10 protein-coding genes and 1 pseudogene are annotated in these 14,611 nt (G+C 74.0%); 3 read left to right on the top strand and 8 right to left on the bottom strand.

Going from position 1 to position 14,611, the window contains the following annotated elements; all coding sequences use genetic code 11:
- Positions 1-27 precede the first annotated feature (27 nt).
- On the top strand, positions 28-1,242 hold the full coding sequence (locus D6270_RS02020) for an ROK family protein (protein ID WP_109167055.1): 1,215 nt from the start codon (positions 28-30) through the stop codon (positions 1,240-1,242).
- 58 nt (positions 1,243-1,300) lie between these two features.
- On the opposite strand, the gene D6270_RS02015 is transcribed toward D6270_RS02020, so the two are convergent.
- Together D6270_RS02015 and D6270_RS02010 are read right to left on the bottom strand one after the other, a co-directional pair.
- The gene (locus D6270_RS02015) at positions 1,301-1,819 is read right to left on the bottom strand and encodes an ATP-binding protein (RefSeq protein WP_204117171.1); all 519 of its coding nucleotides are present in this window, start codon (positions 1,817-1,819) and stop codon (positions 1,301-1,303) included.
- 255 nt (positions 1,820-2,074) lie between these two features.
- Positions 2,075-2,392 (bottom strand): hypothetical protein, encoded by a 318-nt coding sequence (locus tag D6270_RS02010; protein ID WP_109167618.1) that lies wholly within the window; start codon positions 2,390-2,392, stop codon positions 2,075-2,077.
- Positions 2,393-2,645: 253 nt separating this feature from the next.
- Here D6270_RS02010 and D6270_RS02005 point away from each other — a divergent pair, with 253 nt between their 5' ends.
- On the top strand, positions 2,646-3,791 hold the full coding sequence (locus D6270_RS02005) for a PLP-dependent cysteine synthase family protein (RefSeq protein ID WP_204117172.1): 1,146 nt from the start codon (positions 2,646-2,648) through the stop codon (positions 3,789-3,791).
- Positions 3,792-3,804: 13 nt separating this feature from the next.
- Here the strand turns inward: D6270_RS02005 and D6270_RS02000 are convergent, their stop codons facing one another.
- The 5 genes and pseudogenes from D6270_RS02000 to D6270_RS01980 form a co-directional block, all read right to left on the bottom strand.
- Positions 3,805-4,284: an SRPBCC family protein gene (locus tag D6270_RS02000; RefSeq protein WP_109167057.1), complete on the bottom strand. Its 480-nt coding sequence runs from the start codon at positions 4,282-4,284 to the stop codon at positions 3,805-3,807.
- Between the two features lie 58 nt (positions 4,285-4,342).
- A complete protein-coding gene (locus tag D6270_RS01995; protein ID WP_109167058.1) occupies positions 4,343-5,917 on the bottom strand; it encodes an SDR family oxidoreductase in 1,575 nt (524 codons plus the stop codon).
- Between the two features lie 76 nt (positions 5,918-5,993).
- A pseudogene (locus D6270_RS01990) lies at positions 5,994-7,981 on the bottom strand (hypothetical protein).
- Positions 7,982-8,111: 130 nt separating this feature from the next.
- Positions 8,112-8,567 carry an SRPBCC family protein gene (locus D6270_RS01985; RefSeq protein ID WP_109167060.1) on the bottom strand — a complete coding sequence of 152 codons (456 nt, stop codon included), beginning with the start codon at positions 8,565-8,567 and terminating at the stop codon, positions 8,112-8,114.
- 80 nt (positions 8,568-8,647) lie between these two features.
- A complete protein-coding gene (locus D6270_RS01980) occupies positions 8,648-9,493 on the bottom strand; it encodes a DeoR/GlpR family DNA-binding transcription regulator (RefSeq protein ID WP_109167620.1) in 846 nt (281 codons plus the stop codon).
- Between the two features lie 252 nt (positions 9,494-9,745).
- Between D6270_RS01980 and D6270_RS01975 the strand changes: the two genes are divergently transcribed.
- Entirely contained in the window at positions 9,746-12,175 is a 2,430-nt protein-coding gene (locus D6270_RS01975; protein WP_109167061.1) for a hypothetical protein, read from the top strand.
- Here D6270_RS01975 and D6270_RS01970 read toward each other — a convergent pair.
- Complete coding sequence (locus tag D6270_RS01970) at positions 12,145-14,565, bottom strand: right-handed parallel beta-helix repeat-containing protein (RefSeq protein WP_109167062.1); 2,421 nt, start codon at positions 14,563-14,565, stop codon at positions 12,145-12,147. The genes D6270_RS01975 and D6270_RS01970 overlap by 31 nt on opposite strands.
- Positions 14,566-14,611 lie beyond the last annotated feature (46 nt).

Below are 14,611 nucleotides of genomic sequence, written 5' to 3'. Positions count from 1 at the left end.
CCCCCGGATCATGGGAGACTCGCCCTCATGAACGGCAAGGCGACCACCACCCGGACGAAGCTGGAGAGGGGCCGCAGCGCGCTCGGACCCGCCCTGGAGCTGGTCCACACCGGGCGTGCCCCCACACGCGCCGTCCTCACCTCCGAGCTGGGCGTCACCCGGGCCACCGCCGGGGCGGTCGCCGCCGAGCTGGAGGCGCTGGGGCTGATCCGGGTCGACTCCAGCCCCGGTTCCGCGGCTGGCTCGCAGGGCCGCCCCTCGCACCGGCTCTCCGTCCTGGAGGCCGGCCCGGTCGTCCTCGCCGCCCAGGTCCACGCCGACGGCTTCCGGGCCGCCCTCGTCGGGCTCGGCGGCCGGATCGTCGCCACGGCACCCGGCTGCGTCGCCGTGATGGCCGACCCCGCCCAGGTACTCGGCGAGGTCGTGGCCGCAGGGGCGGAGCTGCTCCGCGAGAGCGGGCTGCGCTGCGTCGGCGCCGGGCTCGCCGTCCCCTCGGCGGTCGCCGAACCCGAGGGCACCGCCCTCAACCCGCTGCACCTCGCCTGGCCCGCGGGCTCGCCGGTCCGGGACATCTTCGCCGCCTGCGTACGGGACGCGGGCATCACGGGCCCCGCCTTCACCGGCAACGACGTCAACCTCACCGCGCTCGCCGAGCACCGGCACGGGGCCGGACGCGGCGCCCAGCATCTCCTCTGCGTCGCCACCGGCCACCGGGGCGTCGGCGGGGCCCTGGTCCTCGACGGCCGTCTTCACAGCGGGAGTTCGGGGCTCGCGCTGGAGGTCGGCCATCTCACCGTGAACCCCGAGGGGCGCCCCTGCCACTGCGGTGGACGCGGCTGCCTCGACGTGGAGACCGACCCGCTCGCCTTCCTCACCACCGCGCGCCGCGACCCGGGCCCGGAGGAGTCGCTCCTCAAGCAGGCGGGCGACCTGCTGCGCACGGAGTACGGGGACGCCGACGTACGCAACGCGGCCGAGGCGCTCATCGACCGCCTGGGGCTGGGCCTCGCCGGGCTCGTCAACATCCTCAACCCGGACCGGATCATCCTCGGCGGCCTCCACCGCGACCTGCTGGAGGCGGACCCGGAGCGGCTGCGGGCCGTCGTCGCCGACCGCAGTCTCTGGGGCCGCAGCGGCAGCGTGCCGATCCTGTCCTGCACGCTGACCCACAACAGCCTGGTCGGCGCCGCCGAACTGGCCTGGCAGCCGGTCCTCGACGACCCGCTCGCCGTCCTCGCCTGAACCGGGTGCGGCGGCGCGGCACCACGCTCACCTCACCGCCGCACCCAGGTCCCTCACCTCAGCCGACGACGGCCGACCGGGCAGGGGCCGCCGCGACGGCCTCGGGGGTGATGGGGACGGACCCGAACGGGCCGTCCGTAGTCGACCCGTAGACCGCGAGCGGCGGCAGGGTCGAGGTCTCGCAGGTCGCCGGCAAGGTGAACCAGACGGCCTTTCCGGCCGCGCCGCTCGGCCGTACGCCCCAGCTCTCGCTGACCGCGGCGATCAGGGCCAGACCCCGGCCCGAGGTGGCGAAGGAGTCCGCCTCGTTCACCGTGGGGACACGGGGGTCGTGGTCGTGGACGGAGACCGTCAACCGGTCGAGCAGCAACTCGATGTCGACGGTGCATGACTTGTCCGGCTGCGCGTGCCGGTGCACATTGGTCAGGAGTTCGGTGACGCCCAGGGCTGCCTGGTCGATCAGAGGATCGAGATGCCAGTAGCGCAGTTGCGCCGAGATGATTCTGCGGACCTGACCGATCCGCGACGGCAGGGCTTGGAGCTCCACCGTGCAGTGCCTGCTTGGCTCGCTGATCACGGCTGCGACTCCCCGAAATAGGTCCGGAAGAAGAAGACGGACGAGCGGAGCCGGCGGACGACTGACTGCCGGATCCGCTCTGCTCTTGTCGTGTCTGCTCGTGTCGCACGATCCGGTCCCACGGTGTCCCGCAGGGGCGGATCGCTCTGTCACCGATGATGCACCTTCAGTGACGTGGGTCCAGCGTGGCCCAGCCCGTGCGGCTCCGCAACTCGCGCAGCCACGCGCGGTGCCCGGGGGAGCGGCCCCGGGCGCTCAGTCCCGACGGCCTCCCGCGCTCCGCAGCGCCTCCAGGAAGCGGCGCAGCGGAGCCGCCCCGTCGCGTCTGCGGTTGCGCTGCCCCATCGTCAACCGGTAGCGCACGCCGTTCACCCGGGCGATGGCCGAATCCGCCGCGAAGAACCACCGTTTGCCCGCGCTTACGGTGGTCACCGGGGCGCTGTCGATCTCCCGCCCGTTACTCATCAGCAGGGACAGCCGGCCGTCCTTGACGACCACCTGACCGGCCCTGGTCAGCGACCGGGTGAACCTCTCGATCCTGACCCCCGACGCACTGAACTCGGCGTCCGCCATCGCGGCTTCGCCCCCCTTCGTCACCACTTCTCCTGTTGCAGTGTGCCCGGCCGCGCCGCCGACCGCCAGAGGGCACGGGAGTCCGCCCCGCGCTGCTCGCACCGCGCGCCCCAACTGCCCCCGGCAGCCCTGCTCAAAGGCAGGGCTATGGACCATCAAAGTCAACGTTTGTGCAGGTCGGGGGCATATCGTGGAGGCAGGAGCACCGGGCGGACGAGCGCCGCGGAACAGCGGACGAACAAGGAGCACGCCGATGGACACCGAAGAGCTGGGACGTGACCGCGGGGCCACCGGGGCGGACATGGGGACGGTGGACGTCGACCGCAGCGACCCGGAGTACCGGGCCTGGCTGAAGGAGGCCGTCCGCAAGGTCCAGGCCGACGCCAACCGCTCGGCCGACACCCACCTGCTGCGCTTCCCGCTGCCCGAGGAGTGGGGCATCGACCTCTACCTCAAGGACGAGTCGACGCACCCCACCGGCAGCCTCAAGCACCGGCTCGCCCGCTCGCTCTTCCTCTACGGGCTCTGCAACGGCTGGATCCGGCCGGGCAAGCCGGTCATCGAGGCGTCCAGCGGGTCGACCGCCGTCTCGGAGGCGTACTTCGCCAAGCTGATCGGCGTGCCGTTCATCGCCGTGATGCCCCGCACCACCAGCCCGGAGAAGTGCCGGCTCATCGAATTCCACGGCGGGCAGTGCCACTTCGTCGACGACTCCCGCAAGATGTACGAGGAGTCCGCGTCCCTGGCCGCCGCGACCGGCGGCCACTACATGGACCAGTTCACCTACGCCGAGCGGGCCACCGACTGGCGCGGCAACAACAACATCGCCGAGTCGATCTACCAGCAGCTCAAGCTGGAGCGGTACCCCGAACCCACCTGGATCGTCGCCACCGCGGGCACCGGCGGCACCTCGGCCACCATCGCCCGCTATGTGCACTACCTCCAGCACGACACCCGGGTCTGTGTACCCGACCCGGAGAACTCCTGTTTCTTCGACGGCTGGACCCGGAACGACCCGCACGCGAGCAGCGACTGCGGCTCCCGGATCGAGGGCATCGGCCGCCCCCGTATGGAGCCCAGCTTCGTGCCCGGTGCCATCGACCGGATGATGAAGGTGCCCGACGCGGCGAGCGTCGCCGCCGTACGGGCGCTGGAGCGGGCCATCGGCCGCAAGGCGGGCGGCTCCACGGGCACCGGCCTGTGGAGCGCCCTCAAACTGATCGCCGAGATGGTGGAGCAGGGGGAGAGGGGCAGCGTCGTCACGCTGCTGTGCGACCCGGGCGACCGCTACCTGGACAAGTACTACTCCGACTCCTGGCTGGAGGAGCAGGGGCTGGACATCGCCCCGTACACCGCGGCGATCGAGAACTTCCTCGCCACCGGGACCCTGACCGGCTGAGACCCGGGGGCGCTCAGGTCGCCGGTGCGGTGAGCCGTCCGTCGAGCCGGCGCACCGCGTCCCGGAAGGACCGGCCCATCCCGAGGCGCGCCACCCCCAGCACCGAGCGGAACGGGCCCGTCCCGTCGGCGGCGAAGGTCCACTGCACCCGGGTCCCGGGCCCGTCCGCGGTGAGCCGCCACTCCTCCACCAGGGCCCGCAGCCCCGGCGCGTTGGTCTCGTCGACCCGGTAGGCGTACCGCTCGCCCGGCTCGGCGGCCACGATCGTCTCGCGGAACCGGACCCCGCCGCGCAGCCGCACCTCCCGGCCCGCGCCCCCGTCGGTGGGCGTGGCCCGGGTGACGGCGGTGAACCAGGAGGGCCAGGAGGCGACGTCCTCGGCGAGCGCCCGGTAGACCACGTCCGGGGGCGCGGACACCTCGGCGGCGAACACCAGACGTATCGGCGCCGAGTCGGTGAACTCCAGTCCTACGGTACGGAGTCGGCGTGCCATCCTGTGCACCTCCCGGCGGTCTGCGCTCATGGGGAGGCACACCATAGCGGCCGGCGGGTCAGTTGTCTGTACCATTGCCGGCCACCGGTTCCCGGCCCTCCTTCCGCGCCGTGGCGGCGGTCCTGGCGGCCTCGGCGATGTTGCGGGCCATCCCGCCGAACACCACCGCGTGGAAGGGCGACACGCCCCACCAGTACGCATGGCCGAGCAGCCCTTGGGGGTGGTACAGGGCGCGCTGGCGGTAGAGCGTGCGCCCCTGGTCGTCGGTGGTCACCGACAGTTCCAGCCAGGCCGCGCCCGGCAGCCGCATCTCCGCCCGCAGCCGCAGCAGCTCACCCGGCACGATCTCCTCCACCCGCCAGAAGTCCAGCGAGTCCCCGACCCGCAGCCGGTGCGCGTCCCGCCGCCCCCGCCGCAGCCCGACCCCGCCGACGATCCGGTCGATCCAGCCGCGCACCGCCCACGCGAGCGGGAAGGAGTACCAGCCGTTCTCGCCGCCGATGCCCTCGATCACCCGCCACAGGTCCGCCCGGTCCACCGGCACCGCCAGTTCCCGCTCGTCCCGGTAGAGGCTGCCGCCCGACCAGTCCGGGTCGGTGGGCAGCGGGTCGCTCGGCGCACCCGGCAGCGAGGCGGAGGACCAGCGGGTCACCACCTGGGCGTCCTTGATCCGCTGGAGGGCGAGCCCGAGGGCCCGGTCGAAGCCGATCGGCCCCTCCGGCGGATCGGGGACGTACCGCACGATGTCGTGCTCCCGGCAGACCACCTCGTGGCGCAGCGACTCCGCGAGCGGCCGGGCGATCGACCGGGGGACCGGGGTGACCAGCCCGATCCAGTGGCTGGAGAGCGTCGGGGTGAGGACCGGGACCGGCACGATCACCCGCCGCGGCAGCCCCGCCACCCGGGCGTAGCCCTGCATCATCTCCCGGTACGTCATGATGTCCGGGCCGCCGATGTCGAAGCTCCGGTTCACCTCGGACGGCAGGGTGGCGCTGCCCACCAGATACCGGATCACATCCCGAACGGCGATGGGCTGGATCCGGGTGGAGACCCAGCTCGGCGTCACCATCACCGGCAGCCGCTCGGTCAGATAGCGCAGCATCTCGAACGAGGCCGACCCCGAACCGATCACGATCGCCGCCCGCAGCACCGCCGCCGGCACCCCGGAGTCCAGCAGGATCCGCCCCACCTCGGCCCGCGACCGCAGATGCGGCGACAGCTCCTTCTCCGGCACCCCCTCGGGCGTCAGCCCGCCCAGGTAGACGATCCGCCGCACCCCGGCAGCGCGCGCCTTCTCGCCGAAGTTCCGGGCGGCCAGGCGGTCGGTCTCCTCGAATTCCTTGCCGGAGCCGAGCGCGTGCACGAGGTAGTACGCCACGTCGACGTCCCGCATCGCCTCCGTCAGCGAGTCGGCGTCGGTGACATCGCCGCGCACCACCTCCACCCGGTCCGCCCAGGGGTAGTCGCGCAGCTTCTGCGGCGTCCGGGCCAGCGCGCGGACCCGGTGGCCGGCGTCGAGGAGGGCGGGCACCAGTCTGCCGCCGATGTAGCCGGTGGCGCCGGTGACCAGGCAGCGCAGCCGGGTCTCGTCGGGGACTTCACGTACGCCGGGTTCTTCAGGATGATCCGTCACCTGTCCGAGTCTCGCACCCGATCGCGTACGAGGCCGGGACGAGGACTCCGTACGGCGGAGCGCGCGTTGCCGGCGGTCAGCGCACCGCCGCCAGCGTCCCGCCCCCGCGCAGCCCGGCCGTCAGCCGCACGGAGGCGTCGCGCGGCGCCCGTACCGCCAGCGTCGGGCCGCCCGCCGTGCTCTTCACCTGCCCGGCGGCCTCGATCCGGTTGACGGCCCGGCTGCCCGCCGCCAGGACGTACCACCGGCCGGAGGCGGCCTTCCAGTGCGTGCCCGCCAGGATGTGCTGGCCGAACCTGCTGCACAGGGCGGTGTCGTCCCGGTCGGCGACGACCGCGGCCGGGGCGGTGGGGGAGGCGGCGGGCTGGAGGAACTGCACCAGCACCCGGCCGGGCCCGCGCCAGGTGTCGGCGCGGGTGCAGAGCCACTCGGCCGACGCCTCGCCCTCGGGCAGCTGCTGCTCGGCGAACGCCCAGTTGTTGACCGCCCGCACCCCCGAGCCCGACAGGGCCCGCAGGGAACACGCCGTACGCGCCCAGGCGAGCAGCGCCTCCGGGCCCGTCGCCTCGCGCGGCTGCCGGGCGGGTGCGCCACCGCCCGGCTTCGGGGTGTACGTCAGATGGGCCGGGGCCAGGTCACCCAGGTCGGTCACCAGGAACGCGTGTTTCTCCACGATGCGCTCGGAGGACCGCAGCTGGAGCACCGGCCAGGCGTCACAGGCACCGCCCGCCGCCGGGCGTCCCACCGGGGCGGTGATCCCGTCCGGGCCCACCTCCAGCGGCCGTCCGGGCGTGTCCGGCGCGAGCAGGTCACGGGTGGTGGTCTCGGAGATCCAGGGGGCGAGCAGGAACCGCGCCCTCTCGCCCGTGCGGCTCACGACCACGGCCGCCGCCGTGGTCACATCCGCGTCGTCGGTCCGGGCGAAGTCCAGCGCCGCCCCGCCACCGCCCGCCAGTGGCTCGGCGTACCGCACGATCCGGACCCCGCCGTCCTGGAACAGCACCACGGCCGCCCCGTCCACCTCACCCGCGAACAGCAGCCGGGGCGGCTGCGCGGGCGGCACGTCGACCGTGCCGGGCGTGGTCGACACCTGCACGTTCTCCGACGGCTCGGACCAGGCCCGCAGCGCGCGCCCCAGCAGCTCGGCGTCGTCCCTCCGGTCACCGCGTACGGGCCAGGCGGTGAAGTCGATCCGTGAGGTGTCCGCCCACTGCTCCGCCGCCGTGCGCAGCAGGGCCGACGGATCGAGGACCGGGACCGTCACACCCGCCCCCGGGGCCTCGTCCCGTACCCCTTCTCGGCGGCGACCGCGAGCGTGCCCGCCACCACGCAGAGCGCCGCCGCGAGGGCCGCCGCCCGCATCCGGTTCCGGCGCCGCAGCAGGTCGCTCGGCCGGGTCTGCACGGTGCACGGGTCGAACTCCCCGGACCGCAGCAGCACTTGGGACCCCGCCCGGTCCGGCCTCCCCAGCCGGGCCGCCCGGCGCACCGCCCCCGCCGGATCGTCCGCCCCCGCCTCGGCCAGCAGCTCCCGCACCCCGGAGTCCGCCATCCCGTCCAGCAACTGGAGCGCGAACGCGGCCCGTACGGTGCCAGGCACCCCCGAAAGGGCCCGGTCCAGGGCCAGTTCGTCGACGCCGCCGGCCCGGGGGAAGAGCCGCAGCCCCCACACCACCGGCAGCACCGGCCGCAGCGCGGCCGGTGCCGGGAGCCGCCCGGGCCACCAGCGGGGCCTGCGCTCGTACGCCAGGGCCGTCCGCAGCACCCGCAGCCGCATCCACGCGTACGGAGCGTTCGCAGGAGCCCCCGCCGCCTCCGGGGAGCGGCGGGACTGGGCGGGTACGCGCATCCGGTCCGGGGCGGTCCCGGCCCCGGGCAGCGCCCGCTGCACGGCGCCGTGCGCGGCCAGGACCCGGCGGTGCCGGCCCAGCGCGGGCGGCAGCACGACATAGGCGAGCCGGACCAGGCGCGGGTAGTGCTCCACGAGCGCGGCCTCGGCCTGCTGTACGCCCAGGGTCTCGCCCGGTGCGGCGTCGGAGCGTTGCTGCGGTTGATGGATCGGCATGAGTTCGGTGCCTTCCGGGGCCGTGGCGAGCGAGTGTCATACCGACAAACGAGTCAATCGTGTGACGGTCACATCACCCGCTCCGGACCGGCCTCCCGGGCGCCGCCGACCTCCTGGCCCCAGCCGTCCTTCAGCCGTTCGCCCGGCCGCCCGGCGAGGCCAGCAAATGGTCCAGCACCCCGCCGAACAGCCGCCGCCCGGCGGAGGCCAGCAGGGGGTCGCCCCACCGGGGCACCAGCCGCACCCGCAGCTCCTCCACCCACACCACATGCGAACCGGAGTGCGTCGGCACCACGTCGATCGAGGCCCGGCCCAGCACCACGGCCCCGCGCTTCTCCAGCAGGCAGATCCCGGCCCGGCCACCGGCGGGCGGCGTCCAGCGGACCACTTCCATCGGGTCGTCGAAGGCCAGCGGCCCGACCCCGGTCCGCGCGGTGAACACCGTGCCGACCCGGGTGGGCGCCCCGCCCGCCACCGTGATGGCGGTCAACGGGACATGCCCGGCGTGCCGTTCCCAGTCGGTCACCCGCCGCCAGGCCTCGGCTGCGGGGAGAGGGGAGAAGCGCTCGATCCGGAAGACGGCCATTCCCCGATCCTAGGACGTCACGGCCGTACGGCGACTCGAACGGAATCCGGACAGCCGGACCCCGGAGAGCCACGGCCCGGTCAGCCCGGTGCGACGGTCTCCTCGGGCGGTCCGCCCGCCACCACCAGCCCCGGCAGATGCTCGCCGATCTCCTCGCGCGCCGCCGAGGTCAGCCCCGCGTCCGTCACGAAGGTGTCCACCTCGTCCAGCGTGGCGAAGGAACTCAGACCCACCGTCCCCCACTTGGTGTGGTCGGCCACCACCACGACCCGGCGTGCCGACCGGACGAAGCGCCGATTGGTCTCGGCCTCCGCGAGGTTGGGCGTGGAGAGCCCGGCCTCGGCGGAGATCCCGTGCACACCGAGGAAGAGCAGGTCGAAGTGGAGGGAGTCGATGGCCCGGTCCGCGACCGGCCCCACCAGCGAGTCCGAAGGGGTCCGCACCCCGCCCGTCAGCACCACCGTCGCCGTCCCCGGCCCCGCCCCCCGGCCCGGTGCGGGACGCTGCGCGTCGTGGAACACATCGGCCACCCGCACCGAGTTGGTCACCACCGTCAGATCCGGTACGTCCAGCAGATGCCGGGCCAGCGCATACGTCGTCGTACCGCCCGAGAGGGCGATCGCGCTGCCGGGCTGGGCCATCGCCGCCGCCGTCCGTGCGATGTCCTCCTTGGCGCTCAGCTCCAGCGCCGACTTCGCCTCGAAGCCCGGCTCATGGGTGGACGCCTCGACCACCGGGACGGCACCCCCGTGGACCTTCTCGATGACCCCCTGCCGGGCCAGCGCGTCCAGGTCCCGACGGATCGTCATGTCGGAGACGTTCAGCCTCCGGGTCAGCTCGTTGACCCGGACGCCACCGCGCCTGCGGACCTCGTCGAGGATCAGGGCACGTCGCTGCTCCGCGAGCAGATTCTGATTCTCGCTCAACGCGGTCGCCCGATCCTTCCCTCTGCCGTACGGGTCCGTCCGCAGCGGCCTGCGGGACACGTTCATCCTGCCACGCAGGCATGTCCGGCGTACCACCTGGGGAGATTCCGTGAGACCGCTCACGCACCCGCCCCGGGAATTCTGGGGCCGGGCCGCGGGCCGGAGCCCACGGCTCCCCTCATCCCTCCCGCCCGACCCCTGCCCTGTCTCCGTCGGCCCGTGCGGCCGGCGCGTCCGAGAGAGAGTTCCGCCTTGGCTCCTGCCGTCCCGCCCCCGCCGCCACCCCCGCAGAACACCGGGGCGGCGCTGGAACTGCTGGTCCACGGCGTGGGAGGCGCCACCCCGCAGGAGATGCTCGGCGACCCCCGTACCGTCCGGGTCACCGGGGATGCGACCGCCGCCGTGTACCGGCGCACCGAGGACGTCCACGGCGAGAAGCACCCCGAGCGCTACCGGGACGAGCCCGTCGCCGAGGCGTACTGCTGGTCCGGGCTCACCTCCGGCAACGGCTCCCGCGCCCTGTGGCTGCTGCTCCTGCCGTTCATGGTGGTCAACCTCGCCCACTGGATGCGCCCCACCGCCTCCGGCCGCACCCGTGCGGTCCGGCTGTACGGCGTGGTGGTGCGGCTGGTCGCGCTCAGCCTCACCGTGCTGCTCACCGCCGCCGCCTGCGAGGTCGCGCTGGACCTGGTGGCCTGGCAGTGCGCGGGCACCCCCGACTGCTCCGAGCGGCGTTCCTGGCTGGGCTTCCTGTCGAGTCATCAGGGCGGCTGGTGGTCCCAGCCCGGGCGGCGGCTCGCGCTCGCCGCCGTCCTGCCCGCCGCCCTGGTGGGGCTCCTGTGGTACCTCTCCAACCGGACCTGGAGCGCCTACGAGTCCCAGAGCCCCCTGGACGCCGCGGACGCCTGCGTCGGCGACCCGGACGGGGCGGAGGAGGCCCACGGGCCGGGTGCCCCGGACAACGCCGACGACCCGGAGTCCGCGCACCCGGTGCCGCCCGCTCTCAGCAGGCCCGGCTTCTGGTACGGCCGCCGGCTCGTCGCCCGGCTCCGGGCCGCGCACACCGCCGCGGGCTTCCTCACCGTCGCGGCCTTCGTCATGGGGGCCGCGAGCCGCCACGACCGGACCGTCGGCAGCGCGGTACCGCCGGTGTTCGGCCTCGTCATCGAAGGGGCGCTGGTCCTGTGCGCCCTCGTCGTCGTCTGGGTCATCTGCCGCCGGGGCCGCAGCGAGAGCGTCCGGGACAACCGGGTCGACGGCGCCCTCATCACGTATCTTCCCGGCTCCGCGCTCACCCTCCTCGGCCTCGCCGTCGTGCACGCCGCCTGGTCACGCCCGGAGTGGGTCTCCTCCGGCAGCCTGTCCGGTGAGACCACCTTCCGGCTCCTCGCGCTCGGCCAGAGCCTCCTCGTGGTGGTCATGGCGCTGGTCGCCCGCAGCCTCTACCGGCGCACCCCCGAACCCCGCACCACGCTGTACGGGCTCGGCGGCCCGTCCGTCGCCCTGCTCGCCTGCGCGCTGGGCGGGGTGATGACCGGCGGCGTGGCCCAGCGCGTCGCCGACTGGCTGGACGGCCCCGGCACCCCCGGCATGGGGCGCGGCTCCATCATCGAGGGCCCGCCCGTCCTGCTCAGCTGGCAGGCCTCCGTCATCCCGGTGCTCCTGCTCCTGCTGCTCGTCCCGCTCCTCCACCTGGTCGTCCGCACCGCCCGCCGGGCCCGCCGCATGGGACCGGACATCGAGGCCGAGTACGCCCCCGAGCCGCCCGACACCGCCCGCACCCGGCGCATCGCCCGCATCCGCGCCACCGCCGCCCTCACCGACTCCGCCCCCTGGATCGTCGGCGTGGTCTCCGCCGCCACCCTGTTCCTCGGCGCGGCGGCCATCGCGGGCTCCTGGGCCAGCGGCGAAGTGCCCGGCCTCGCCTCGGACGGGGCCGCCGCCCCGGTCGAATCGATCGCCCAGGCCGCCCAGTCGACCGGCTCCTGGCTGACCGGCTTCGGCTTCATACTGTTCGTCGCGAGCGGGCGCCGCGCCTACCGGGACGCCTCCGCCCGGCGCACCATCGGCATCCTCTGGGACGTGGGCACCTTCTGGCCGCGCGCCGCCCACCCCTTCGCGCCCCCCTGCTACGCCGAACGCGCCGTCCCCGACCTGGCGTCCCGGATGGGCTCCTGGACCGCCACCACCAAGGGCCGGCTCATCATCTCGGGCCACTCGCAGGGCAGCGTCCTCGCGGCCGCCGCCGTCTGGCAGCTCCCCGACACCGCCCGCCGCCGGGTCGGACTGCTCACCTACGGCTCCCCGATCGAGAGGCTCTACGGTCGCTGGTTCCCGGCCTACTTCGGGGCCGTACCCCTGCTCGGGCTGCACCGCTCGGTGCACTGCTGGCGCAACCTCTACCGGGCCACCGACCCGATCGGCGGGCCCGTCCGGCTCAGCGCCGCCCCCGACGCCGGCGTCGACCGGGGTCCGCTGAAGGACCCGCAGGCGTACGGACGCACCACCGCGCTCCCGCTGCCCGAACCGATCCTCGGCCACTCCGACTACCAGGCCGACCCGGTCTTCGCGAAGGAGCGCGGCGCCCTCCTCGAAGAGCTCGGCCCCCGGCTGCCCCGGCAGGCGGAAGGCGGCGGCATGGTCGAGAAGGGTCAGAAGAGTTCGGGGAGGTCCTCCGGGTAGAGCAGGGTCAGGTCGTCCGTACTCGTCTCGGCGAGCTGGGCGACCCGGCCCGCGTGCCGCTCCACCATCGACTCGAAGGTCTGCCGGGCGGTGCGGCCGTTGCCGAAGGCGGGCCCCTTGGGGAGCGCGGTGAAATACTTCAGCAGCGCCTCCCCGGTCCCCTCCGCCAGGCTGTACTCGTGCTCCTCGGCCTGCTGCTCCACGATCCGCAGCAGCTCCTCGGGCAGGTAGTCGCTGAAGGTGATGGTCCGCGAGAAGCGGGAGGCCACCCCGGGGTTGACGGTGAGGAACCGCTCCATCTCGTGGGTGTACCCGGCGACGATCACCACCACCGCGTCCCGGTGGTCCTCCATCAGCTTCACCAGCGTGTCGATGGCCTCCCGCCCGAAGTCCCGCCCGGAGTCCTCGGGGGAGAGCGCGTACGCCTCGTCCACGAAGAGCACCCCGCCGCGCGCCCGGTCGAACGCCTCCTGGGTGCGGATCGCCGTCGACCCGATGTGCTCCCCGACCAGATCCACCCGGGACACCTCCACCAGGTGGCCGCGCTCCAGCACCCCGAGCGAGGCCAGGATCTCCCCGTACAGCCGGGCGACCGTGGTCTTGCCGGTGCCGGGGGAGCCGGTGAAGACGAGGTGGCGGCGGACGGAGGCGGCCTTGAGCCCGGCCTCGGCGCGGCGGCGGCCCACCTCGATCATGTCGGTGAGCGCCCGCACCTCGCGCTTGACGCTCTCCAGCCCCACCAGCGCGTCCAGTTCACCGAGGACCGCCGCCGAGTCCCGGGCGGGCTCGGCCGCCGGGGCCACCGGCTCGGGCTCCACGGCCCGCTGCCCGGGCATGGCGGAGAGCAGGCCGGGCGTCGACTGGGTGGCCGTCAGCACGGCCGGGGCCGGGGCCGTACGCAGACCGCTCTCGTCGCTCGTGCAGTCCGTGACCGCCGGACCGGACGCCCCCGACCCGTCACCGCCCTCGGCGAACTCGTAACCACCGCGCGCGCACCGTTCGGTCCGGCAGCGGTTCAGCGTGGTGCGGCAGCCGTCCATCACATGGAAGCCGTACCCCTCGCTGCCCGTCACCCGGCAGCTGTCGAAGGTGCCACGCCCCTCGGCGGAGACGTAGAACCCGGCCTCGGCGGGGTTGGTGACCGTGCACCTCTCGATCACCGGGTCGGCGCCCTTGGTCACGATGACCCCGGTCTGGGCCGTGTCGATGGTGCAGTTGTTCAGCGTGCCGCCGCTGCCGTGGTCGCGGAACCAGGCGCCGGTGGAGGCCTCCCGGATCCGGCAGTCGTCCAGCTGGGCGGTGGCGCCGTCGCTCACGGAGACGGCGGTGTTGCGGATCTGGGAGAGGTCGCTGTCCACCACATCGGCGCGCGAGCCCCGGTCCAGGACGAAGAGGGCGTCCGGCACGTCGTGGACCCGGCAGGCGTCCAGTATCACCGTCGCCCCGTCGCTGACCCAGACCGCCGGGTAGTCGCCCGTACTGTCGTGGATCTCGCACTGGTTGGCGTCCACGCGGGTGCCCGGGTCCCAGACCGAGAGGCCGTTGCGGCCGAAGCGGCGGACCGTGGAACGCGTCAGCGTCAGTACCGAACGCGACCGCAGATCGATGGCGTTCTCCGGGATGTCGTGGATGTCGCAGTCGGCGAGCGTCAGCACCGCGTCGGTGTCCAGCGTGACCCCGTCGCCCGAGGTGCGGTGCACGGTGCAGTCGGTGAGGTGCGCGGTGGCGCGGGCGGTCACCTGGACACCGCTGCCCTTGATCTCGTACACCTCGCAGCCGATCGCCTCCAGACCGCTGCCCTCGCCGGTGACGCCGATGCCCGCGCCGGAGGCGTGGTGGATGCGGCAGCGGTCCAGGCGGGGGTGGCCGCCGTCGCGGACCGAGACGCCGGACTGCCCGGCCGAGACGATCTCGCACTCCTCGAACACCCCGCCCGCCCCGTCCAGGACGGCGATGCCGACCCCGGCCGGATTGTCGACGGTGCAGCGCCGCACGGTGGGCCGGGCCGCTCCTCGTACCTCGATGCCGGCGGCGGACCGCGTCACGATCCGCAGATCCGTGAACTCGGGGGTGCCGTCCTCGACCAGCACGGCCGGGGCGGCGGAGTCCTGGCCCTCGATGTGCAGATCCTGGACGATCGCGGAGGCGCGCACCGTCAGCGGGACGCCGTCGACCGGCGCGATCCGCACGGAGCCGACCGAGCCTTCGGGACCGCGCAGCGTCACCGTGCGGTGGAGGACGAGGTTCTCCCGGTAGGTCCCGGGCGCGACGGTGAGGACATCCCCGTCGGCCGCCGCTTCCAGGGCCGCGGAGAGGGAGGCGTACTCGCCCGTGCGGCGGCGCCATCGCGAAGTTCCGGTGTGCGTCACCTGGACCGTGCCCTGTGCCATGGAGTTGCTCTGCCCCCACCTCGTGCTGTGATGCCTCGGGTCGTGC

This window comes from Streptomyces griseus subsp. griseus, from assembly GCF_003610995.1.
Classification (GTDB): Bacteria; Actinomycetota; Actinomycetes; order Streptomycetales; family Streptomycetaceae; genus Streptomyces.
The sequence above is the reverse complement of the archived record's forward strand: the minus strand, read 5'-3'. Positions and strand labels throughout refer to the sequence as shown.

Bases quoted from the DNA above. Each gene is read 5' to 3' on its own strand.
- D6270_RS02020 (WP_109167055.1), top strand. From the start codon at position 28: ATGAACGGCAAGGCGACCACCACCCGGACGAAGCTGGAGAGGGGCCGC.
- D6270_RS02010 (WP_109167618.1), bottom strand. From the start codon at position 2,392: ATGGCGGACGCCGAGTTCAGTGCGTCGGGGGTCAGGATCGAGAGGTTC.
- D6270_RS02005 (WP_204117172.1), top strand. From the start codon at position 2,646: ATGGACACCGAAGAGCTGGGACGTGACCGCGGGGCCACCGGGGCGGAC.
- D6270_RS02000 (WP_109167057.1), bottom strand. From the start codon at position 4,284: ATGGCACGCCGACTCCGTACCGTAGGACTGGAGTTCACCGACTCGGCG.
- D6270_RS01985 (WP_109167060.1), bottom strand. From the start codon at position 8,567: ATGGCCGTCTTCCGGATCGAGCGCTTCTCCCCTCTCCCCGCAGCCGAG.
- D6270_RS01970 (WP_109167062.1), bottom strand. From the start codon at position 14,565: ATGGCACAGGGCACGGTCCAGGTGACGCACACCGGAACTTCGCGATGG.